Below are 22,634 nucleotides of genomic sequence, written 5' to 3'. Positions count from 1 at the left end.
TCCCGAGGGGTGCTTCGGACACCCGGCGGCGTCCGCCCTAGATCGCCAGCGACAGCACCACCGGCGCCGCCTTGCGGTTCAGCGTGTCCGCCGCCGAGCGCAGCCGGTGGGCGTGCTCGATCGGGAGGGACAGTGCCAGGCAGCCCACTGCCGAGCCCGCCGTCAGTGGAACCGCCGCGCAGACCGTGCCCACCGCGTACTCCTGGAGGTCCAGCATCGGGACCGTCGGGGGCTGGCTGTCCAGTTTGGAGAAGAGCAGCTTCTCGCTGGTGATCGTCCGCGAGGTGAGGCGGGCGATCTTGTGGCGCGACAGGTGGTCGCGGCGGCCGTTCTGGTCGAGCTGGGTCAGCAGGCATTTGCCGACCGCGCTCGCGTGGGCCGCCGAGCGGAAGTCCACCCACTCGTTGACCTTCGGCATACGAGGGCCGTCGGCGAACTGGGTGATCTTCACCTCGCCGTCGATGTACCGGCTGATGTAGACCGCCGCGCCGACCGAGTCGCGCAGCTCGGCGAGGGTCTCCTGCAGTTTTGCCTGAAGTGCCTGCTGACGGGTGACCCCGGAGCCCAACAGGATCAGTGAGTCGCCGATCATATAGGCGCCGTCCGCGACCTGTTCCACATAGCCCTCGCGGCGCAGCATCGCCAGCATGGGGGCCAGGTGGCCGGTCGGCAGACCTGTCTCGCGCGCGATCTGGACGTCGGTGACACCGCCACCGTGCTTGGAGATCGTTTCCAGCACGCGCAGGACATACTGTATTGAATGGAACGGCGCGGTCGGCTCGGGCTTCAGCGCCACGGTTTCCCCCTAGCAGGTTGTGACCGCAAATTTCCCTACCACGATAGCGGCCAAGAGCCGTTTAGAGGGCTGCTGTTGGCGAGAATGATGGTGCGCCCCAGTCTCATACGCTGGGGCGCACTCGCTTGGCATATGCCAGGGTCACACTTATCGGTAGGAGTAAGTGGTCAGAGCACCGCACCGAGAAACTCGCGAGTACGTTCGTGCTCCGGTTCGGAAAAGATTTTCTCCGGAGATCCGGACTCTATGACCTTGCCGGAGTCGAACATCAGCACCTCATCCGAGATGTCCCGGGCGAAGTTCATCTCGTGCGTGACGCAGAGCATCGTGATGTCGGTGGAGCGGGCGATGTCCCGCAGCACGTCCAGCACACCGGCGACCAGCTCAGGGTCGAGCGCCGACGTGACCTCGTCAAGGAGCAGCACCTGCGGCCGCATCGCCAGCGCTCGGGCGATCGCCACCCGCTGCTGCTGGCCGCCCGACAGCTGCGTCGGCTTCGCGTCGCAGCGGTCGCCGAGACCCACCAGGTCCAGTAGCCCCTTGGCGCGCTCCTCCGCCTCGTCCTTGGACATGCCGAGCACCCGCACCGGCGCCTCGGTGATGTTCCGCAGGGCGGTCATGTTCGGGAACAGATTGAACTGCTGGAAAACCATGCCGATCTGCTTGCGTGCCTCGCGGCGTTCCTTCTCTGCGGCCGGAAACAGGCGCTGCCCATTTACCTGGATCGTGCCCCGGTCGGGCGACTCCAGAGTCATCAGCAGCCGCAGGATCGTGGTTTTGCCGGAGCCGGACGGGCCGATCAGCGTGACGTGTTTACCGGGCTTCACCGAGAAACAGAGGTCGTCCAGCACGGTGTTGCCGCCGAAGCTCTTCGTCACATTCTCGAAGCGGATCAGCTCACCGGACGTGCCGGGGGTCGTGGTGTCGAGGGTGGTGGTGTCGGGGGTGCTGTCAGGAGACAAGGCGGCGCTCCAGGGCTCGTACGAGAAGAGAAGCCGGGTAGGCGATGAGGATGAAGGCGATGCCGATCACGGTCAGCGGCTCGGTGTACTGGAACGTCGCGGCGCTCTCCAGCCGGGACTGCTGCAGCATCTCCAGTACGCCGATCGCAGCGAGAAGCGGTGTGTCCTTGAGCATCGCGATGACGTAGTTGCCAAGGGCCGGAGTGATGCGCCGGACCGCCTGCGGCAGGATCACCGCGAACCAGGTGCGGTGGGCGGGCAGGCTCAGCGCCTTCGCCGCCTCCCACTGACCGGCCGGCACGGCTTCGATGCCGGCCCGGTAGACCTGTGCGGTGTACGTCGAGTAGTGCAGCCCGATCGCGATCGTGCCGGTGGTCAGCGCCGAGAACTGCACGCCCCACTCCGGCAGTACGAAGTAGAGGAAGAAGAGCTGCACCAGCAGTGGGGTGGTGCGGATGAACTCCGTGACGACGTTCACCGGCCACCGTACGAAGCGGGTCGGCGCCCTGAATCCGATCGCCCAGACCAGGCCGAGCGTGAAGGAGATCAGCGAGCCGAGCACCAGGATCTGCAGCGTGACGAGCACGCCGTCCCAGAAGCGCGGCATGAAGTCCGCGACCGCGGACCAGTCCCAGGTCACTTCGAACCACCTCCGGAGGTGGAAGTGGTGACGGCTCGCCTGGCGAACCGCGCACCGGGGCCGCTTCGGGGAACCGCGATGCCGATGTTCCGCTTGGTCTTCTTCTCCAGCGCCTTCATGGAGCGCGTCACGACGAAGGCGAGCACGAAGTAGATCACCAGGCTGATGGTGTAGACCTGCGCGCTCTCCTGCGTGGCCAGGCGCACCAGATACGCGGCGAAGGAGACATCACCCACGCCGAGCAGCGACACCAGCGCCGTGCCCTTGAGCAGCTCGATCAGCAGATTGCAGAACGGCGGGATCATCTCCGGCACCGCCTGCGGCAGCAGGATCAGCCGCATCCGCTGCCAGGGTGTGAAGCTGAGCGCGACCCCCGCCTCGCGCTGCGCGGGAGTGACCGAGTTCAGCGCGCCACGCACGATCTCGGCGCCGTACGCACCGTAGGAGAGGCCGAGCGCGAGCACCGCGGCCCACATCGGGACCAGCTGCCAGCCCAGCAGCGGCGGCAGCACGAAGAACAGCCAGAACATCAGCACCAGCGCCGATGTGCCGCGGAAGACCTCGGTGTAGAAGCCCGCGAGGAAGCGGACGAAGCGCGAGCGGTGGGTGCGGGCGATGCCGACCGTGAAGGCGACCGCCGCGGCCAGCGCCGCGCTGTACACCAGCAGTTGGACGGTTATCCAGATACCCGGGAGCACCCAGTTCTGCCAGAGTCCGGCTGTCATCGGCACAGCTCCTTGGCAGTGAGCTTGGTCATCTCGTTCTCGGTGAAGCCGAACGGCCGCAGAATGCGGAAGAGTTCGCCGCTCTTCTTCATCTTGTGGATCTCGAGATTGAAGGCGTCGCGCAGCTCCGTGTCGGTGGGCCGGAAGGCGAACCCGCCGCCGTCGATCATTTTCTTGCCGTCGACCACGGCCGCGAACGGCTCGGTCGCCTCCGCCTTCGCGCTCTTCTTCACCACCTCGCGGGTGGTGAGCGCGGTGCCGGCGAAGACGTCGACCCGGCCCGACTCGACCGCGTTCAGCCCCGCCACCTGGTCCTGGAGGATGACGATGTCCTTCTCCGGGTAGCCGGCGGCGACCGCGTAGTCGATCTCCGCGTAGCCGGTGCCGGTGGCGAACTTCGCCTTGGCCTGCACCACGTCCTCGTACGTCTTCAGGTTCTTCGGATTGCCCTTGCGCACGACGAACGAGTCGAGCATCTGGTACTCGGGGTCGGCGAATATGACCTGCTGGCAGCGCTCCTTGTTGATGTACATCCCGGCCGAGACGACATCGAACTGCTGGGAGTTGAGCCCCGGGATGAGCGAGGCGAAGTCGGTGGCGACGGGCTGGACGGTGTCGATACCCAGCCGCTTGAAGATGACACGGGCCAGCTCAGGAGCCTCGCCGGTGAACTCGCCGTTCTTGTCGACATAGCCGTAGGGCACCTCGCCCGCGATGCCCAGGCGCACCGTGCGCTGGGACTTCAGCCGGGCCAGGGCGTCCCCGGAAGGGACCCGGGCGCAGCCCGCAGCGCCCGCGGCGCCGAGCGCGCCGGCAGCGGCGGTGCCGAGCAGCAATGTGCGTCTGCGTATCGATCCTGGTTGTCTTGTACGAGCCATGGCCGCGCGGCTACCCGGCTCCAGGCGGGGTATGCGTACGAGATGGCCGACCGATACGTGACCGTAGCCCTCGACAAGCGCGGTGTGCAGTGCACCGCGAAACTGCTGACCGACAAGGCCCCGCTGACCTGCGCTGCCGTGTGGGACGCGCTGCCCCTGGCCGGGGATGTCTACCACGCGAAGTATGCCCGTAATGAGATCTATGCACTGCTGCCGGCGTTCGCGGAGCAGGAACCACCGCTGGAGAATCCGACGGTGACTCCCATTCCGGGCGACCTCTGCTATTTCACCTTCTCCGACGTGCAGTTGGGCACGGCGTCGTACGGATACGGGGAGCAGGCCGCCCACCACGGCCGCCGTACCGTCGTCGACCTCGCCCTCTTCTACGAGCGCAACAACCTGCTGCTCAACGGCGACACCGGCTGGGTCCCCGGCATCGTCTGGGGCTCGGTGGTCGACGGCCTCGACCGGATGGCCGAGGCCTGCCACGACCTGTGGCGGGCGGGTGCGCTGGGCGAGACACTCAGCTTCCGCCGGGCCCAGTAGGAGAGGGCACGGGCATCGCGGCCGCGCCCGACTCGTAGAGGGCGTGCGCCGCCCGCAGTACCAGCGCGTCCGCGTGCCGCGGCCCGATCAGCTGGACGCCGATCGGCAGCCCGTCCTCGTCCACGCCGCACGGCACCGTCGCGGCGGGCTGCTGAGTCATGTTGAAGGGGTACGTGAACGGCGTCCACCCCGTCCAGCGGCGGTGCCCCGAGTGCGCCGGCGCCTCGACCCCGGCCTCGAAGGCCGTGATCGGCAGGGTCGGCGTGACCAGCAGGTCGTACGAGGTGTGGAACCGCCCCATGCGCCGGCCCAGCTCCATCCTGGTGTCCACGGCCGCCAGATACTCCAGCGCGCTGTACCGCGCCCCGATCCCGGAGATCTCGCGCAGCCCCGGGTCCAGCAGCTCCCGCTGCTCCGCGCCGACATGCTGCAGCAGCCGGGCCGCGCCGCTGAACCACAGGGTGTGGAAGGCCTCCACCGGGTCGGCGATATCCGGATCGGACTCCTCGATGTACGCGCCGAGCCCCGCCAGCGCCCCCACCGCCCGCCGCACCGCGGACGCGACCGCCGGACGCACCGCGACCTGACCGCCGAAGGACGGTGAGTAGGCGATCCGCAGCCCCTTCACCCCGTCCGCGAGGCCGTCGCGGACGCTGTCCGCCGGGCCCAGATGCGACCAGTCCCGCCAGTCCTCGCCGCTGATCACATCGAGCATCAGCGCGGCGTCCGCGGCGTCCCGTGTCATCGGGCCCGCGTGGGCGAGCGTCCCGAAGGGGCTGGACGGATACAGCGGCACCCGTCCGTACGTCGGCTTCAGGGCGAAGATCCCACAGAAGGACGCGGGGATGCGGACCGAGCCGCCGCCGTCCGTGCCGATCGACAGCGGACCCGCGCCGAGCGCCACGGCCACCGCGCTGCCGCCGCTGGAGCCGCCGGATGTCCGCGCCGGATTGTACGGATTGCGCGTCACCCCGTGACGCGGTGAATCGGTGACGCCCTTCCAGCCGAACTCCGGCGTCGTCGTCCTGCCGAGGAAGACCGCGCCGTGCGCGCGCAGCCGGGCGACGGACGGTGCGTCCTCGTCCCAACTGCCCTCCGCCCGTACGGTTCGGGAGCCGCGCAGGTTCGGGACGCCGCGCTGCAGCAGGAGGTCCTTCACCGTCACCGGCACTCCGTCGAGCAGCCCCTGCGGCTGCTTTCTGTGCCACCGCTCGGCGGACGCCCGCGCCTGGGTCAGCGCCTGTTCGGCATCGACCCGGACGAAGGCATTGACCAGCGGTTCCACCACCTCGATCCGTTCCAGCGCAGCGAGGGTCGCGTCGACGGGGGTGAAGTCGCCCTTCTCGTAGCCGGCCAGCAGTTGGCGTGCGGTCAGGTCAGTCAGCGGAGACATCATGCATGGGGACGTACCCACGTTTCTTGTCCACCACGTTCGGGAACGGCTTTCCGGCCTCCCACAGTTCGTACAACTCGACGAACTGTTCACCCAGACGGTCCCGCCAGCCGACCGTGTCGCCGCTCATATGCGGCGAGACGATCAGCCCGGGGACGTCCCACAGCGCGCTGTCGGGCGTGAGCGGCTCCGACTCGAACACATCGAGGGCCGCGCCCGCGATCCACCGGTTGTTGAGCGCCGTTACGAGATCGTCCTCCACGACGAGCGGACCGCGCCCCACATTGATGAAGCGCGCCGACGGCTGCATCACTCCGAAGCGCCGCCCGTCGAACATCCCGCGCGTCGCATCGGTGAGCGGTGCGGCGCAGACGACCCAGTCGGCGCGGGCGAGCAGCCGGTCGAGATCCTGCGTGCCGTGGATTCCGGGCCGCTCGGTGCGGCCCACGACCGCCACGGTGACACCGAGGGCCTCCAGCGTGCGGGCCACTGCCCGGCCGATGGGGCCCGCGCCGACGACCGTCGCCCGGGTACCCGCGACCCGCAGCCCCTCGCGGTGGCGCCAGCGCCGCTGCCGCTGGAGCTCCAGGGTCCCGGGGATGTCCTTGGCCATGGCGAGCACCAGTCCGGCCACATATTCGGCGATCGGTTCCTCGAAGACCCCGCGGGCGTTGGTGACAACCGTGTCGGAAGCGATCAGCTCGGGGCACAGCAGCCGGTCCACGCCCGCGCTCGGGGTGTGCACCCAGCGCGGCCGCGGGCCCTCGCCGGGCCAGCCGACGCGTACCGCGTCGGAGGTGAAGTCCCATACCAACAGGACGTCTGCGTAAGGGAGTTGAGAGGAGAGCGTCTGCTCGTCGGCGTACTGGACGCGGACGCGTCCGGTCAGTCGGCCGAGGCGCGGCGGGGGATCGGCCGCGAGTACGAGGAGGGTGGGTTCAGACATCAAGCGGAAGCCGTTTCGTAACGTCTGACATGTACGGATTGACCCACGCTCGCACCCGAACCTAACGTCGTCAATAACACGCTAAGGGGGCCTGCGATGGATGTCTCCTTTCTCGGCGGACCACGGCCACAGCGCGGAGTCGGTGTGGTCGCCCCGTTCGATTTCGCCCTGGACCGGGAGCTGTGGCGCTGGGTCCCCGACGATGTCTCGCTGCGTCTGACCCGTACGCCGTATGTGCCCGTCGAGGTCTCGTTGGACCTGGCCCGTCTGGTGAGCGAGCACGAGACGCTGCGCGAGGCGGTTCGGGCGCTGGGCGCGTCCGAGCCCGAGGTGGTCGCCTATGCCTGTACCTCGGGAAGTTTCGTCGGCGGCCTGGCCGGGGAGCGGGCCATGTGCGAGGCGATGAGCTCGGCGGGGGAAGTGCCTTCGCTGACCACCTCCGGCGCCCTGCTCGAAGCACTCGACGAGCTGGGCGCCGGCCGAATCGCCCTCGTCACGCCCTATACGGAATCGGTGACCCAGGCGTTGGAGGAGTATCTGGGAGAAGCTGGGGTAACGGTCACGGGCCGCGCTTTTCTGGGACTGACCCGGCACATCTGGAAGGTGCCGTACCGGTCGGTCGTCGACATGGCGCGGCAGGCGGTGGTGGGCGCGGCGGACGCGCTCTTCATCAGCTGCACGAATCTGCCGACGTACGACGCGATCCCGCAGCTGGAGGCCGAATTGAGGATGCCGGTGCTCTCGGCGAACCAGGTCACGATGTGGGCGGCGCTGCGCGGAATCGGGGTGCACGCGGTCGGCCCGTACCAGGCGCTGCTGCTGCAGCCGGAAGCCCTGGAGCCGGAGCCGCCGCAGGTGCCGCCGGCTCACCAGGCGCCGCAGCCTCAGCAGGCTCAGCCCGAAGAACAGGAAGGCTGGACATGACCACGGTCGGACTTCTCTACCCCGGGCACTCGGCCGAGGACGACTATCCCCGGTTCGAGGTGCTGCTCGACAGCGACATCAGACTGCCCGTCGTCCACACCGACATCGGCGAGGACGCACACCGCGTCGACGCGCTGCTGGAGATGGGCGCGTCGCAGCGGCTCGCCGCGGGAGTGGAGGAGCTCCGGCTCGAAGGAGCGGAGTCGGTGGTCTGGGCGTGCACCAGCGGGAGCTTCGTGTACGGCTGGGAGGGGGCGCACGAGCAGATCCGCTCGCTCGCCCGGGCCGCGGGCCTGCCCGCGTCGAGCACGTCGTTCGCCTTCGCCCACGCGGTACGGGAGCTGGGCGCGGCACGCGTCGCGGTCGCCGCGACCTATCCGGAGGACGTCACCGCACTCTTCACCGCCTTCCTCAAGGCGTCCGGCGCCGAGGTGGTCGCGGACAGGGCGAGCGGGATCATCACGGCGGCCGAGGTGGGCAGCTGGGGCCGGGCGGAGGTGCTGGAGCTGGCGCGCGCGGGCGACCATCCGGACGCGGAGGCGGTGCTGCTGCCGGACACGGCCCTGCACACCGCGGCGTACCTCGCCGACCTGGAGGCGATGCTGGGCAAGCCGGTGCTCACCGCCAACCAGGTGACGGTGTGGGAGGGGCTGCGGCTCGCTGACCGCAGGGCCTGGGTGTGGGGGCCGAAGCTGGGCACGCTGTTCGCCAAGCGGGAATAAACGGAGAGGCCCTCCTGTTGCCCTGTGCTGTACGTATCTTCATGCGCAGGAGGGCCCCACCGGTGGACGAGATTCGAGGCACGGCGGACGGAACCGCACCCGTACCGCTGTCGGTACTGGACCTGGTGACGGTCGGCAGCGGCCGCACGGCGACCGACGCCCTGCGCACCAGCGTGGACATCACACGGCTCGCCGAGCGCCGCGGCTTCCACCGCCACTGGGTCGCCGAGCACCACTCGATGCCGGGTGTCGCCTCGTCGTCCCCGGCCGTGATCCTCGCTCACCTCGCCGCCCACACCGAGCGCATCCGCCTCGGCTCCGGCGGTGTGATGCTCCCCAACCATGCGCCGCTCGTGATCGCCGAGCAGTTCGGCACGCTCGAGGCCCTCGCGCCGGGCCGGGTCGACCTGGGCCTGGGCCGCGCGCCGGGCACCGACGGTGCGACCGCCGCCGCGTTGCGGCGTACCGACCGGCTCGGCGAGGGCGCGGACGAATTCCCGCAGCAGCTCGCCGAGCTGACCCGGTTTCTCGACGACGACTTCCCGGACGGCCATCCGTACGCCCGTATCCACGCGGTCCCCGGTCCGGTCCAGGGTCCCTCGGCCCGCCCGCCGATCTGGCTGCTCGGCTCCTCCGGCTTCAGTGCGCGGCTGGCCGGCGTACTCGGACTGCCCTTCGCCTTCGCCCACCACTTCTCGGCGCAGAACACCGTCCCGGCGCTGGACCTCTACCGCGACTCCTTCCGCCCCTCGGAGCTGCTGGACGCCCCGTACGCGCTGATCGGCGTCTCCGCGCTCGCCTCCGACGACGAGCGGGAGGCCCGCCGCCAGGTCCTGACCGGCGCGCTGTCGATGGTCCGGCTGCGCACCGGCCGGCCCGGGCTGATCCCCACGCCCGAGGAGGCGGCGGCGTACGAATTCAGCGCCATGGAGCGGGAGTTCGTGGACAGCTGGCTGTCGAACGTCATCCACGGCCCGCCCGACGCGGTGCGCACCGGCCTGGACGACCTCCAGAAGCGCACCGGCGCCGACGAGTTGATGATCACGGCCAATGCGCACGGCGGCGATGCGCGGCTGCGCTCGTACGAACTGATCGCGGATGCCTACGATTTGCCGGGTGGAGTGGTTCATTCCTGAACCGCTTGCCCGCGGGCCCTTAAGAGAGTCCTAAAACCGCTCGTCACCGATGGTGGCGGGCGGTTTCGCATACCGGGTGCGGGTGCCTGACAAGCGGTTTCTCCAAGAAATTGGTCTAGTCCTTATTTGGTTCAGACCATTGACGCGGCGGTGGCCGGCTCGCTATCTCTTCTCCAACTCCCGTTCTGGATTCCACTATTTCGATCCTTCACGCACCCCCGGAGGCTGTACGTGCGCTCCCGCAGACCCTTGCTCGCGGCCCTGACGACCGCGGCCCTCGCCGCCGGCGCCCTGGCCGGTTTCACAGGCCTCGGCACCGCCGGTGCCGCGGCCCGCGACGATGTCACGACCGCCGCCGCGTCGACCGGCGGGGTGAAGATCGCGTACTACGACCAGTGGAGCGTGTACGGCAACGCCTTCTACCCCAAGCACCTGGACACCCGGGGCATCGCGGACAAGCTCGACGTCATCAACTACTCGTTCGGCAACATCCACCCCACCGATCTGACCTGCTTCGAGGCGAATAAGGCGGCGGGCGACGACGCCAACCCCAACGCCGGTGACGGCGCAGGCGATTCGTACGCCGACTACCAGAAGTCCTTCGCCGCGGCGGACAGCGTCGACGGCGTCGCCGACACCTGGAACCAGCCGATCGTGGGTGTCTTCAACCAGTTCAAGGAGCTGAAGGCGAAGCACCCCAAGCTCAAGATCAATATCTCGATCGGCGGCTGGACCTACTCCAAGTACTTCCACGACGCCGCGAAGACGGACGCGAGCCGCAAGAAGCTGGTCGCCTCCTGCGTCAAGCAGTACATCGCGGGCGACCTGCCCGTCGACGGCGGCTACGGCGGCGCGGGCGCGGCCGCCGGGATCTTCGACGGCATCGACATCGACTGGGAGTACCCGGGCTCGGAGGGCGGCCACCTCGGCAACCACTACGGCGCCGAGGACAAGGCCAACTTCACGCTGCTGCTGGCGGAGTTCCGCAAGCAGCTCGACGAGTACGGCGCGGCGCACGGCGGCAAGAAGTACCTGCTGACGGCGGCGCTCCCGGCCGGCCAGGACAAGATCAAGAACATCGAGACGGACAAGATCGGCGCGTACCTCGACTACGCGAACATCATGACGTACGACATGCACGGCGCCTGGGACGCGGACGGACCGACGTACCACCAGTCGCCCCTGTACTCGCCGGCCTCCGACCCGACGGACGTGATCGCGCCGGGCACGCAGAAGTACTCGATCGACAACGCCATCGACTCCTGGCTGGACGGGAACGCGGCGTACGGCATCGCGGGCGGCTTCCCGGCGAACAAGCTGACGCTGGGGTACGAGTTCTACTACCGCGGCTGGAAGGGTGTCCCGGCCGGCGCGAAGAACGGCCTCGCGCAGTCCGCGACCGGCGCCTCGGGAGTTCGCCCGGTCAGCCAGCAGGCAGGCATCGCGCACTACAAGGAGCTCGGCGGCATCGTCGACAACGCGGCGACGACGTTCTGGGACGACGAGGCGAAGGCGGCGTACTTCTACAAGGACGGGGAGTTCTTCACCGGCCTCGACAAGCGGGCGATCCAGGAGCGCGCGGACTATGCGCACAGCCGAGGTCTGGCGGGCGCGATGATGTACTCGCTGCTCGGCCTCGACGAACAGACCACGCTGCTCAACCAGATCGTGACGGCGGTCGGCGGCTCGACCACCCCGGACCCGACCCCGTCGGCCACGACGCCGACCCCGTCTCCGTCGGCCCCGACCCCCTCCCCGAGCAACCCCACTCCGTCGCCGTCCGCCCCGCCGGCCGGCTGCACGGCACCGGCCTGGTCCGCGACCCCGGCGTACACCGGCTCGACGCAGGTCTCCCACAAGGGCCATGTCTGGAAGGCCAAGTGGTGGACACAGGGCGAAGAGCCGGGCACCACAGGCGAGTGGGGCGTCTGGCAGGACCTGGGCGCCTGCTGAGCTGACCTCCCCCTTCCCCCCACAGGCGACCGCCCCCGCCGGAATTCCCTTCCGGCGGGGGCGGTTCGGTGTTTCTGGACTCCCGGTCGAAGACCTCAGACCGACAGCGCGCCGACACCGATCAACTCCGCGATCCGCTCCGGCGCCACCGCCCGTGAGTACAGCCAGCCCTGACCCGTGTCGCACCCGATCCGCCGCAGACGCGACGCCTGGCCCGCGGTTTCCACGCACTCCGCCGTGACCGTCAGGCCCAGCCGGTGCGCCAGTTGCACCATCGCCTCGACGACCGTCTCGTCCGCCGGGTTCGGGTGCGCCTCGTCCTGGAAGCCGCGAACAAACGATCCGTCGAGCTTCAGTACGGATACCGGCAGCCGGCTCAGATACGCCAGGTTCGAGTACCCGGTCCCGAAGTCGTCGATCGCGATCTGCACGCCCATGTCGCTCAGCGCCTGCAGCGCCTGGAGCGGGCGGCCCGCCGAGCCCATCACCGCTGACTCGGTGAGCTCCAGCTGCAGCAGATGCGGTGCCAGACCCGTCTCGGCCAAGATCTCCGCCACGTCCGCGACCAGGTCGGAGTCCCAGACCTGCCGTACGGCGACATTGACGCTCACGAACAGCGGCAGGGCGTCCGGGTGGTCCGTCTGCCACCGGCGGGCCTGTCGGCACGCCGTACGCAGCACCCACCGGCCGAGCTGGACGATCGAGCCGTCCTCCTCCGCGATGGCGATGAACCGATTCGGCGCAAGCGTGCCGAACTGCGGGTGGTTCCAGCGCACCAGCGCCTCCACACCCCGCGGCACCCCGTCCGCCATCCCCACCAGCGGCTGGTACTCCAGCGCGAACTCGCCGCGCTCCACGGCCGGCCGGAGTGTGGAGGAGAGCGCCTGCCTTGTCATCCGGTGCGCGTTGCGCTCGGGGTCGAAGAGGGTCCAGCGAGCCTTGCCGTCCGCCTTCGCCCAGTACAGCGTGGTGTCCGCGGCCTGCATCAGACCCGTCGCGCTCGTCCCGGCCGCCGCCCGCTCCACGACCCCGATCGACGCCGAGACCGAGAGCCGCTGTCCCGACAGGTCGAAAGGCTGCTGCAGCGCGACCAGTACGGACCTGGCGAGATCGGCGAGCTGCTCCGTACCGGTGGAGTCCTCGACCAGGATCGCGAACTCGTCGCCACCGAGCCGCGCCACCAGATGGCTGCCGCTGCGTGTGTGGGCGTCGCTGTCCGCGCACTCGGTGAGCCGGGTGGCGACGGCGGCCAGCAGTCGGTCGCCGACCCGGTGCCCGAGCGTGTCGTTGACCGCCTTGAAGCCGTCCAGATCCAGGTAGCAGAGCCCGATCCGGCCGGTGGAGCCCTGGTCGTACGCCGATGACTCCAGCGCCGCCGAGAGTCGCTCGAAGAAGAGCGTGCGGTTGGGCAGCCGCGTCACCGGGTCGTGCATCTGGACCTGCCGCAGTCGCGCGAGCAGCTCGCGCCGGTCACTGATGTCCGTGATGGAGAGCAGCACATTGCGGCTGTCCGGCACCGGCGCGACGGTGACCTCGGCCCAGAGCGTGCGCCCGTCGGGGTGCTTGAGGCGGCGCGTGCAGCGGAACCGGGAACGGCGGCCGCGCAGCACTTCGCGGTACGCGTGCCAGGTGCGGCCGTCCGACGCCAGGTCGACGAGATCGGCCGCGGACTGCTCCAGCAGGGTGACGGGCTCGGTGCCGAGCAGCGCGGCAAAGGCCTCGTTCGCGGTGACCACGACGCCCTCGTGGTCGACGACGGCCATCGCGAGGTGCGCGGCGTTGAACGCGGCGCGGTAGTCACGCAGTTCGGCGGCCGTCCGGCCGACGCTGTGACGCTCTGTGATTAACGGCCGGTTGCTACCGGGGACTGCGACTCCGGCCGGCCCTGTTCCTTCGGAGGTTCCGCTCACCGCTCGCTCCCGCAGTGCAGTTGTTTCGTACAGGGTCCGTACAGGTGTGCTCGGTCCGGCCGCCCCATGCGATCGGCGATGAAGCCGGTGTGAACTCGGGGAAGACGCCGGGAAAGTGTGCCGATCATAGAGGCCGCCCGGCGGCTGTTCCAGCTGTGGCGCAGTGGATCAGCCCGCCCCGGGGCTACGGACGATCGTTTCTGCACAGGTCTGCGCGGTGGCCGATTCCGTCCTGACCGAATGTGACGTTCCGTGAGCCATCGGAGTGTCGACGGGTCTCGGGTCGGTGTCAGCCCGGTGTCGGGTCGGTCACCCGAGTGGGGCAGTCGGCAGGGCGTACCACCTGAAATCAACACAGGGTGGGTGAGGTGTCTCGCATTCCTCAGCCGGAGGTCCACGTGGAGGGTCAGCAGTCACCCGAGGGAGCACCCGTGGGAGTGGCGCCGGGAGCTGCCCGAGGAGTGGCCCAGGGGGCGGAACGCGGGCGCCTGCGCAGCGCCGCGGCCGCCTTCACCTCCCTGATCGCGCTCGCCGCCACTGGCCTGGTGGCCGGCCCGGCCGTGGCCGAGTTGTCCGGGGGGCCCTGCGCGCTGCCCCGCACCGCTGCCCACCACTCGCTCGGGGTCGACTCCTGGAACTCCGACTACCCGCGACCTGTCGGGAGCATGGACGCGGTCATGATCTTCCTGTCGTTTCCGGACTCGGTGCCGCTGAACTCACCGGACGAGCTCGCGGCCGACCACTTCCCGGCCACCAGCCAGTTCTTCGAGAGTGCCTCGTACAGGCAGTTCGCGCTGCGCCCGCATCCGCAGCGCCAGTGGGTGAAGATGCCGAAGTCCTCGACCGCGTACGGGATAAGGCGGGACTGGGACTCGGCGCGGCGCAGCGGGTATCTGCGCGACGCGATCGCCGCGGCGGACTCGACGGTCGACTTCTCCCGCTACGGAATCGTCTATCTCGTCGCCGACCCGGACGCGCCCGGTGTGGACGCCGACGCGACGAAGGTCGTCAACCTCGATCGGCCGCTGCATGCCGACGGCACTGACATCGAACGGGTCGTCACCGTCTTCGAGAGCCATCCGCCGGACCACAATGTGCTGGCCCACGAGACCGGCCATGCCTTCGACCTGCCGGATCTCTACCACCGGCCGACGGACGGCAAGGGTGACTGGGACACCTATGTCGGGGACTGGGATGTGATGGGCAGCCAGTTCGGGCTCGCACCCGATCTCTTCGCGTGGCACAAGTGGAAGCTGGGCTGGCTGGACCAGCGGGCCGTGCGGTGCGTGCAGAAGTCGGAGCTGATCACGCTGGAGCCGGTGGACGCCGCGCGGGCCCCCGGCGGGAGCCTCGGCACGCGGCTCGCGGTCGTCAGGACCGGGGAGGACACCGCGCTCGCGATCGAGGCGCGCGGCTCGACCGGCAACGACCGGGAGACCTGTACGGAGGGGGTGCTGCTGTATCGGGTACAGGCCGAGACGGCGTCGGGCGGCGGCCCGATCGAAGTGGTGGACACACATCCGGAGACCGAGGCGTGCTGGGACCGGTCGGTCTATCCGCCGCTCGCGGACGCGCCGCTGGGGGTCGGCGAGACGTTCACGATGCCGGGGACGCCGGGCGAGCGGACGAGGGTGCAGGTGGCGGACCGGACGCGGTCGGGCGCGTGGACGATCAGGGTCACGACGGCGTAGTACGGCGCAGGTGCGGGTCGCTGGGGTGTGGGCGTCCGAAGGTGCGGGCGGCAGGTGCGGGTCGCTGGGGTGTGGGCGTCCGAAGGTGCGGGTCGCCGGGTCGCCATGGTGCGGGCACACGAAAAAGCCCCTCGCTCTCGCGAGGGGCTTTTCCCGTCTGTGCGCCGCCAGGGACTCGAACCCCGGACCCGCTGATTAAGAGTCAGCTGCTCTAACCAACTGAGCTAGCGGCGCCTGCTGACGTCGTAGACCTTAGCATCCTGATCGGCGGGAGGAAAAATCGATATACGCACGGTCGGGGACGAGGCCGCACGGACCGCCCGCACGCACGACCAGAGCAGTACCTCGGGCCCCGGCAGCCACGGATGGCGGGCGTCCGGGGCCACCAGCCAGCGCGGGTCGGCGGCGTCCTGGCCCTGCGCCAGTGGCGGGACGGTCACCGCGTCGCCGATGCCGTGGCAGAGCATCGGCGGTACGGAATCGCCCCACTCCTCCCAGTCGAGCAGGGACGGCAGTCGCTGGGCGGTGCCGGGCGCGGCGAAGAGCATCATCCGGCCGCGGTGCATGGCGACAGGGCCGGATCCCGGCCCCTCCTCCCACAGCCGGTCCAGCATCCGCCGGCCGAAGACCGTGGGCACGTTCACGACGTCGAAGACGGCGCCGCAGGGCAGTACGGCGGGCGCGGTCGGCCGGGTCTCCCAGAGGGCGAGCATCGAGCGCGGATACGCCCCGGCGGAGGTGAGCCAGCGGGCGCCGGGGGCGGTGACCTGTGCCGCGCGATGACGGCCCTCCTCCTGCAGGAGGGCGAGGATGTCCGTACGGCGCTCGTCGTCAGGGGCGCCGGGGTCCCGCAGGGGTTGGTCTCGCAGCCATGCGCTCATGACACAAGATTTACCGGGAGTGACGGTTCCGTTCCTGAGAGTTGGCGGAAATCGGGACAGGGCACGGCGGGGAGGCGTATCTTGCGCCCCGGCATATGCCAGGCGCGAGGTTGGCCGGCGGTGCGTGCGGGTGCAGACGGGTGCGAGCGTGCCTGTTCGGCGGCCTCCGGTGGCTACGGGGTGGTGTTACGGAGGAGGTCGCGGCCGAACTCGATCATCTTCTTGGCATAGTCCTCGGTCCACTCCGCCCGCTGCGCGATGTCCGCGGCGGTGAGCCGGTCGAAGCGTCGCGGGTCGGCGAGCTGGGCCGCCGCGAGTGCCTGGTACTCCGCCGCCCGGTCGGTCGCGGCACGGAACGCCAGGGTCAGTTCCGTGGCCCGGGCCAGCAGCTCCCGCGGGTCCTCGATGGACTCCAGGTCGAAGAAGTGCTCGGGATCGGCGGCAGCCTCCGACGGCTCGAAGAGCAGCGGGGCCGGTCGCAGCTTCCGCTCACTCCGTTCGGGATCCGCCATGTGGTTCTCCTCCTCGTACGGGTGCGGCCCCTGATCCGGCCGCCTTTCGTTGACTCGCGCGCTTGGCCGGACTCCGCCGGGTGCCCGTGGCCACCGTCCATTGTCCCGTTCTCCGCAAGGGGGTCTACGGTTGCCGGCTCATGCGGTGTTCCGGGGGTGCTCACGGTTGCGGGCTCATGCGGTGTTCCGCCAGGTGGGCCGGCGCCGCGTGGTTTGCCTCCCACCTGTCCGGGCTGTTTCTGTCTGCCGCCCTCGCGCTGCTTCGCAGGCTTCGGGCGGCGTGCCGGACTGCGTCCGGCGCCTGTGCTCACGGTTGCCAGCTGACGCGGTGTTCCGCCAGGTGAGCCAGCACCGCATGGTTCGCCTCCCACCCGTCCGGGAACTTGACCGTGACGCCCAGCTGGACCGGCTCCGTCGACGGGTGCTCGTCCAGCAGGTCCGTGATGCCCGCGCGGCACACCACGATGCACGCGTGCCGGTGGCGGGAGGCCAGTACGCACAGCCGGCCCGTCTCCAGATGGAACGCCGTCGCGTCCGGGCGGCCCGACAGCGGGTGGAGGACCACCGTGACGTCGAACTCCCGGCCCTGGAGACGGTTCGCCGTGTCCACGGTGACGCCGGTGACGCCCACCTCGGCCAGCGCCGCCCGTACCGCCGCCGCCTGGTCGCGGTGGGCCGTGCCGACCGCGATCCGCTCGGCGGTCACCGGGACCGGGTCCGCGGACCGCTCGCTGGTCGCCGCGCCGCCGCGGTCCAGCAGCCGGCGGACCACCTGGGCCACGGCCCGTACCGCCTCGGGGTCCGTACGGGGCGTACTGCGCGCGGGCAGCTCCAGCAGGCCCCACCCCGACTCCGCCGCCTCGTCCAGCACCCGGTCAGGACCCGAGCCGTCCGACGGCACACCGAAGGCCAGCCGCCGGTCGTCCGGGCCCGTACCGCTGCGGAAGGGTGTGTACGGGTAGAACGCGTCCGAGACCAGCGGCGCAGCGGACGCCGGGAGCCGCCAGGAGACCGGCAGCCGGTGCTGCGGAAGCTCCGGGTTGTGCGCGAGCAGTGTCGAGACCGCACTCGCGGACGGGTCGTACGACAGCCCGGCCCACTGGTCCGCGCCCACGATCGAGAACGGGTCCAGCTGGCCGGGGTCACCGACGAACAGCGCCCGTTCGAAGAGGCCGGCGACGGCGAGCAGTGCGTCGGAACGCATCTGGTACGCCTCATCGACGATGGCGTGCCGCCAGGGCTCCACACCCTGCACGTGCGCCCACTTCGCGGCGGTCGAGATGACGATGTCCAGGCCTGCCAGGTCACCGGCCTTCGCGGACTTGCGTACGTTGTCGAGTTCGTCGAGGGCCTTGTCGTACGGGTCGGCGTCGTTGCTGTGCAGCCGCCCGACCGGCAGGTCGGGCTCCTTCTCGGCGAGCCGGAGCACCAGGTCGTCGACCTGCGCATTGGTCTGCGCGACGACCATCAACGGCCGCCCGGCGGCGGCCAGTTCACGCGCGGCGTGCACGACGAGCGTCGACTTGCCCGCGCCGGGCGGCGAGTCCACGACGACGCCGCGGTGCGTCCCGTGCAGCGTGTCGGCGAGGATCGCGTCGGTGGCCCGCGCGGCCTCGGCAGAGGGATCGAAGACGCGCCCGCTCACAGCGCACCTCCATGGGCGAGCTCCCGGGGCGGCGCGAAGCCACTGCCACCTGCAGTGGCGGACGCGTCAAAGATGGCCGTCACAGAATGTCCTCCGGGGTCACGGGGTCCGGGCTCTCCGCGTCCGTGCCCGGAGGGCCGCCGTGGGTCCATGGGGTTTCCTCCGGGTCCGGCAGCTTCGGGCCGCCCCGCTGGTCGTGCTCGAACAGGGTCCACGCGATCCGCTCGCCCTTCTCCGGTACAGAGCCTTCCGCAGGGTCCTTGGACCGGCCCATGCGGTCGGTCAGCCGCAGCACCAGAACTCCCTCGGCCTCGTACCGTACGAACTCAGCGGTCTGCGGCTTGCCGTCCAGCGAGCGGTACACCTTCACCCGCTCGCCCAGATGCGGGCGGTCGTCCGTACGGACGGTCAGCAGAGGACGCGGGCTCGGCCGCTTCGACTCGGACCAGGCCATCACGACCTCGGTCACCTCACTCGTGAACGCCTCGCCCGCCAGCCTGCGCCCCGCCAGCACCAGCGGGTCGTCCAGCGCCTCCTGGGCCTCCAGCTGCGCCTGTGCCGTCTCACGGGAGGCGAGCTTCTGCGCGGCCGTCACCGCGTCGTCGCGCCGGGGCTGCGGCGGCTCCCCGGCCCGTACGCGATCGCGGTGCGCCGTGAACGACCAGCGGTCGCGCGTCCAGCGGTCCGCCGCCCGCGGCCCCTCCGGCAGCTCCCGCAGCAGCTCGAGGCCGCGCCACACCGCGTGCCATGTGGGCTTGAGCTGGGTCAGCAGAAGGCGGCGGATCTCCCGCTCGGCGAGGGTCAGTTCACCCAGCCGGGCATCCGCCTCGGGGCCGTCCTCAGCAGCGCCGAGCGCCTGGCGCGCCCGGTCGTACCGCTCCACGGCGGGGGCCAGCAGCCGGTTGTCGAAGGCCGGGTCGGTGGCCGGTCCTGCGGGCGGGCACAGCAACTGGCCGCGGGCATCACGTGCCAGCTCCGCCCACAGCGCCGCCTCTGCTCCCGTCTCACCCTCGGGCGGGTCGATCCAGGTGAGCAGCGCGCCCAGGTGTTGGTCCTCCAGGCTCGACTGGCCGGTCGCCCAGTGCCGGTTCAGCAGATCGGTCGCCGCGAGCAGCAGCGAGGAGCCGGGCACCCGGGCCCGCTCGCCGTAGTGCGTCAGCCAGCGGCCGAGCAGCGGGACGTGTGGCGGCGCGGGATAGGGCGCATCGGGGTCCTGCTCGGCCGTGCGCCGGAAGCGCATCGAGCGGCCCAGCAGCCGCACGAAGTCGATGCCGGCCCGGCCCGGCACGATCAACTGCGGTGCGTCCGCGCACAGTTCGACCTCGACCTTGACCCTCTTGCCGGTCTCCGGGTCGGTCTCGTTGCGCTCGGCGGGCTCGACATCGTCGGCGTACGCGTCCAGATGCGGCAGTACCGCGTCGGCGAGCTCGGCGAGGAAGGTGAAGCGCAGATCGCGGTCGCGGGGCTGCGCCACGACCAGCAGCCGCGGCTCCTCCTCGTCCGTGCCGACCAGCGCGCCCAGCGGCGCCCCCGCCTCACCGGCCGTCGTCAGCGGTACGAGGACCAGCGGACGCTCGGACAGATGCCGGTGCCGCACGGTCGCCAGCGGCGTGGCCCGTCCCGACTCGACGGCCTCCAGCCGGGCGAGGGTGGAGATCAGCGACATCCGGCCGCCTCCAGGGCCTCGGCCCGCAGCGCGGCGGCACGGCGCAGGGCCACGACCGCCGGGTCGTCCGGATCACCTGCTTCGCTCCGTGCCGCCGCCAGCACCTCGCCGATCGTCGTCAGTCCGCCCAGCTCGCCGCGCACCCCGCGCCCCAGCGCCTCGACCACGCCCGCGTCACGGGCCCGGTCGCGGCAGTGGAAGGCCAGCTCGCAGGCGGCCAGGCACTCGGGCGCGTACGCCGCGGACACCGACTCGACCGCCGCGGTCAGCTCACCGGCCGGGCGCTCCAGGTCGAAGGTGGTGCCCTCGGGAAGCGCGGCGGCGATGTCCTCGATCCGGGTCAGCCGGGCCAGCTGGCGGCGGGTCACCGAGAGCTGCTTGCGTACGTCGACGACGGACGCGGTCGGCAGGTTCGAGAAGTCCTTCGGGCAGACCAGCAGGATGCTGTGCGCGACCTGAGCGCCGTCCGTCAGTGCGGCGACCCGCTCCAGCGCCAGTACGTACACCGCGGACTGACGCGCCGCCGCGCCCACCTTCGCCGCGTCCGCCGAGCCGTCGATCATCGGGAAGGACTTGATCTCGACGACCGTCCACCGTCCGTCGGGGTGCACGACAACCGCGTCCGGCTCCAGATAGGCGGGGGAGCCCGCGACCTGCAGCGCGAGCATCGGGTGGTCGAGCAGCGTCCACTCGCCGGCCGCGGTGGACTCGCGCAGCGCCAGTGCCGTACGCGCCGCGCGGCCCTCGGGACCGGCCGCCGTCAGATCGGGCACCCGGACCTGTGCCGATGCGTCCACGCCCAGCAGCCGCATCAGTTCCGTACCGCCGTCGGCCTTGACCTTCGCCTCGAAGGCGTTCCCGCGCATGAAAGCGAACTGCGACTGCCCGAAAGCGGCCGGCGACCCCAGCGCGGAGGCGAGCGCCGCCTTGTCCACCCCGGCGCCGTCCAGCAGCGCGCGCCGTTTGCAGCCGGGGTTGGCGGCGAGGGCGGCCAGCGCGCGGGCGTCGAGCGGATGGGGCTGGGCGGCGGGGCCGCGCAGCTCAGCGAGCCGTTGCCGGAGTGCTGTCGTCGGCGCCTGCGGAGGAGGTCCGCTGTCCAGGGATTCGCTCACCCGCGGAAGTCTCGCATCCGGCACTGACAAACGGGGACTTCGAGCCGGAAGGGCCGGCGGTGAAGCGCGTACGCAACCGGTCGGCGATGCGCAGCGCGGGCCGGGTCAGCAGCGCACCGACGCCCATCACGGCGCAGCCCGCGACCGCGTCCAGGAAGTAGTGGTTCGCCGTACCCATCACCACGAACGTGGTGAGCAGCGGGTAGGCGACGCCGAGGACCTTCATCAGGGGCGTACGGCCGTGCCGCCACAGCATCACACCGCACCACAGGGCCCAGCCGACGTGCAGGCTCGGCATCGCCGCGTACTGGTTGGTCATCCCGCCCATGCCGCGCGGCGCACTCGCCTCGCCGCCCCACCAGCCGTACGAGCTGTACTGGGCCATCGTGTCGACGAACCCCTGGCCGGCGTCCAGCAGCCGCGGCGGGCAGGTCGGCAGCAGCGTGAACCCGACGAGGCCGAGGAGCGTGGAGAGCATCAGCCAGGTGCGGGCGGCCCGGTAGCGGCCGGGGCGGCGCCGGAAGAGCCAGACCAGAACGGCCGGAGTGACCAGGTAGTGCAGGGACGCATAGGCGAAGTCGGCGGGAACGCCGAGGGCCGGGGTGCTGGTGAAGAGGCGGTTGAGCGGGTGCTCGGCGTTGAGGAGGAGTGCCTTCTCGGCCCGGAGTATCGCCATGCCGTGGTCGACCGCGGCCGACTCATTGCCGCGCGCGAGCAGCCGGCCGGCCGAGTACGCGGCGTAGACCACGACGATGAGCATCAGTTCGGTCCACCAGCGTGGCCGATGACGGGGCGCGGTGTGCGGCATCCGAACGATCTCCATTTTGTATTCAGGGGGCCATCGGCCACCGTTCAACCGTACGGTGTACAAGAAGGCGCGCGTTCATCGGGTACCCGACCTGTACGAGGACGTCGAGATCGCCCGAGAGGTTGCCCTGCGTTCAGGTGCGCGATGATGGAGTGCCACCGAATGTGAACCTCAGGGAGCCCTTCATGGCACCGCGCATCCTGCTGGCCCGGCACGGGCAGACCGAATGGTCCTTGCTGGGCAAACACACCGGCAGGACGGACATCCCTCTTCTCGAGGAGGGCCGGCGCGGCGCGAAGCTGCTGGGCGAACGGCTGCACCGGGCGCCGTGGTCGGGCCTGGAGGGCGTCGAGGTCCGCACCAGCCCACTCGTTCGGGCCAGTGAGACCTGCGCGCTCGCGGGTTTCGGCGACCGGGCCTCCGACTGGGGCGCGCTCATGGAGTGGAACTACGGGGACTACGAGGGCCTGACCCCGGCGGAGATCCACGCGGACCGGCCCGACTGGTTCATCTGGCGCGACGGGGTCCCGGGCGGCGAGGCGCTGGCCGATGTCGGCGCCCGCGCGGACAAGGTCATCGACTGGGCGCGCTCGGCCGACCGCGATGTGCTGGTCTTCGCGCACGGCCACATCCTGCGGGTCCTCGGCGCACGCTGGCTGGGCCTGGACCCGTCCTTCGCGGCCCGTATCCGCCTGGACCCGACCAGCCTGTCGATCCTGGGCTGGGCCTACGGCTCCCCGGCGATGGACCGCTGGAACGACACGGGCCACCTGGAGGTCTGAGCCCGC

At 70.4% G+C, this 22,634-nt stretch carries 21 protein-coding genes and 1 tRNA gene; 7 read left to right on the top strand and 15 right to left on the bottom strand.

The features are described 5' to 3' along the window. Positions 1–37: 37 nt before the first annotated feature. The 5 genes from AB0D12_RS25220 to ehuB form a co-directional block, all read right to left on the bottom strand. On the bottom strand, positions 38–796 hold the full coding sequence (locus AB0D12_RS25220; protein ID WP_362687034.1) for an IclR family transcriptional regulator C-terminal domain-containing protein: 759 nt from the start codon (positions 794–796) through the stop codon (positions 38–40). Positions 797–963: 167 nt separating this feature from the next. Continuing rightward, on the bottom strand, positions 964–1,692 hold the full coding sequence (locus AB0D12_RS25215) for an amino acid ABC transporter ATP-binding protein (RefSeq protein ID WP_362687348.1): 729 nt from the start codon (positions 1,690–1,692) through the stop codon (positions 964–966). Positions 1,693–1,747: 55 nt separating this feature from the next. Then, complete coding sequence (gene ehuD / locus AB0D12_RS25210; protein WP_362687031.1) at positions 1,748–2,398, bottom strand: ectoine/hydroxyectoine ABC transporter permease subunit EhuD; 651 nt, start codon at positions 2,396–2,398, stop codon at positions 1,748–1,750. Further along, on the bottom strand, positions 2,395–3,123 hold the full coding sequence (gene ehuC, locus AB0D12_RS25205; protein ID WP_362687028.1) for an ectoine/hydroxyectoine ABC transporter permease subunit EhuC: 729 nt from the start codon (positions 3,121–3,123) through the stop codon (positions 2,395–2,397). Before ehuC ends, ehuD begins: the two co-directional genes overlap by 4 nt. Further along, positions 3,120–4,001: an ectoine/hydroxyectoine ABC transporter substrate-binding protein EhuB gene (gene ehuB, locus AB0D12_RS25200; RefSeq protein ID WP_362687025.1), complete on the bottom strand. Its 882-nt coding sequence runs from the start codon at positions 3,999–4,001 to the stop codon at positions 3,120–3,122. The genes ehuC and ehuB overlap by 4 nt, the downstream gene beginning before the upstream one ends. 42 nt (positions 4,002–4,043) lie before the next feature. On the opposite strand from ehuB, the gene AB0D12_RS25195 reads away from it, so the two are divergent. Beyond that, a complete protein-coding gene (locus AB0D12_RS25195; RefSeq protein ID WP_327323771.1) occupies positions 4,044–4,547 on the top strand; it encodes a DUF3830 family protein in 504 nt (167 codons plus the stop codon). Here AB0D12_RS25195 and AB0D12_RS25190 read toward each other — a convergent pair. Together AB0D12_RS25190 and AB0D12_RS25185 are read right to left on the bottom strand one after the other, a co-directional pair. Next, entirely contained in the window at positions 4,525–5,940 is a 1,416-nt protein-coding gene (locus AB0D12_RS25190) for an amidase (RefSeq protein WP_362687345.1), read from the bottom strand. The two genes, AB0D12_RS25195 and AB0D12_RS25190, sit on opposite strands and share 23 nt — an antisense overlap. After that, on the bottom strand, positions 5,924–6,886 hold the full coding sequence (locus tag AB0D12_RS25185) for a D-2-hydroxyacid dehydrogenase (RefSeq protein ID WP_362687022.1): 963 nt from the start codon (positions 6,884–6,886) through the stop codon (positions 5,924–5,926). The genes AB0D12_RS25190 and AB0D12_RS25185 overlap by 17 nt, the downstream gene beginning before the upstream one ends. A 96-nt stretch (positions 6,887–6,982) precedes the next feature. Here AB0D12_RS25185 and AB0D12_RS25180 point away from each other — a divergent pair, with 96 nt between their 5' ends. From AB0D12_RS25180 to AB0D12_RS25165, 4 genes are all read left to right on the top strand, one after another. After that, entirely contained in the window at positions 6,983–7,810 is an 828-nt protein-coding gene (locus AB0D12_RS25180) for a decarboxylase (RefSeq protein WP_362687019.1), read from the top strand. Beyond that, positions 7,807–8,532, top strand: a complete 726-nt coding sequence (locus AB0D12_RS25175; RefSeq protein ID WP_362687016.1) for a decarboxylase — start codon at positions 7,807–7,809, stop codon at positions 8,530–8,532. Before AB0D12_RS25180 ends, AB0D12_RS25175 begins: the two co-directional genes overlap by 4 nt. A 62-nt stretch (positions 8,533–8,594) precedes the next feature. Then, entirely contained in the window at positions 8,595–9,668 is a 1,074-nt protein-coding gene (locus tag AB0D12_RS25170; protein ID WP_362687013.1) for an LLM class flavin-dependent oxidoreductase, read from the top strand. A 231-nt stretch (positions 9,669–9,899) separates the two neighbouring features. Next, positions 9,900–11,621, top strand: a complete 1,722-nt coding sequence (locus AB0D12_RS25165; protein WP_362687010.1) for a glycosyl hydrolase family 18 protein — start codon at positions 9,900–9,902, stop codon at positions 11,619–11,621. Positions 11,622–11,716: 95 nt separating this feature from the next. On the opposite strand, the gene AB0D12_RS25160 is transcribed toward AB0D12_RS25165, so the two are convergent. Continuing rightward, positions 11,717–13,531 (bottom strand): EAL domain-containing protein, encoded by a 1,815-nt coding sequence (locus tag AB0D12_RS25160; protein ID WP_362687007.1) that lies wholly within the window; start codon positions 13,529–13,531, stop codon positions 11,717–11,719. A 431-nt stretch (positions 13,532–13,962) separates the two neighbouring features. Between AB0D12_RS25160 and AB0D12_RS25155 the strand changes: the two genes are divergently transcribed. Further along, on the top strand, positions 13,963–15,222 hold the full coding sequence (locus tag AB0D12_RS25155) for a M6 family metalloprotease domain-containing protein (protein WP_362687004.1): 1,260 nt from the start codon (positions 13,963–13,965) through the stop codon (positions 15,220–15,222). Between the two features lie 160 nt (positions 15,223–15,382). Here AB0D12_RS25155 and AB0D12_RS25150 read toward each other — a convergent pair. From AB0D12_RS25150 to AB0D12_RS25120, 7 genes are all read right to left on the bottom strand, one after another. Further along, positions 15,383–15,456 (bottom strand) — tRNA-Lys (locus tag AB0D12_RS25150). Continuing rightward, positions 15,447–16,103 (bottom strand): bifunctional DNA primase/polymerase, encoded by a 657-nt coding sequence (locus tag AB0D12_RS25145; protein WP_362687001.1) that lies wholly within the window; start codon positions 16,101–16,103, stop codon positions 15,447–15,449. Before AB0D12_RS25145 ends, AB0D12_RS25150 begins: the two co-directional genes overlap by 10 nt. A gap of 173 nt (positions 16,104–16,276) precedes the next feature. Continuing rightward, positions 16,277–16,615, bottom strand: coding sequence for a hypothetical protein (locus AB0D12_RS25140; RefSeq protein WP_362686998.1), 339 nt, complete (start codon positions 16,613–16,615; stop codon positions 16,277–16,279). 307 nt (positions 16,616–16,922) lie between these two features. After that, the gene (locus tag AB0D12_RS25135) at positions 16,923–18,260 is read right to left on the bottom strand and encodes an AAA domain-containing protein (protein WP_362686995.1); all 1,338 of its coding nucleotides are present in this window, start codon (positions 18,258–18,260) and stop codon (positions 16,923–16,925) included. A gap of 79 nt (positions 18,261–18,339) precedes the next feature. Beyond that, entirely contained in the window at positions 18,340–19,926 is a 1,587-nt protein-coding gene (locus tag AB0D12_RS25130) for a hypothetical protein (RefSeq protein WP_362686992.1), read from the bottom strand. Beyond that, positions 19,917–21,038, bottom strand: coding sequence for a hypothetical protein (locus tag AB0D12_RS25125; protein ID WP_362686989.1), 1,122 nt, complete (start codon positions 21,036–21,038; stop codon positions 19,917–19,919). Before AB0D12_RS25125 ends, AB0D12_RS25130 begins: the two co-directional genes overlap by 10 nt. Beyond that, complete coding sequence (locus AB0D12_RS25120; RefSeq protein WP_362686986.1) at positions 20,968–21,846, bottom strand: phosphatase PAP2 family protein; 879 nt, start codon at positions 21,844–21,846, stop codon at positions 20,968–20,970. Before AB0D12_RS25120 ends, AB0D12_RS25125 begins: the two co-directional genes overlap by 71 nt. Before the next feature lie 185 nt (positions 21,847–22,031). Here AB0D12_RS25120 and AB0D12_RS25115 point away from each other — a divergent pair, with 185 nt between their 5' ends. Beyond that, on the top strand, positions 22,032–22,628 hold the full coding sequence (locus AB0D12_RS25115; RefSeq protein WP_362686983.1) for a histidine phosphatase family protein: 597 nt from the start codon (positions 22,032–22,034) through the stop codon (positions 22,626–22,628). Positions 22,629–22,634: the final 6 nt, after the last annotated feature.

It is taken from the genome of Streptomyces sp. NPDC048479 (assembly GCF_040651435.1).
Lineage (GTDB): Bacteria > Actinomycetota > Actinomycetes > Streptomycetales > Streptomycetaceae > Streptomyces.
This window is presented reverse-complemented; position numbering and strand designations above follow the sequence as displayed.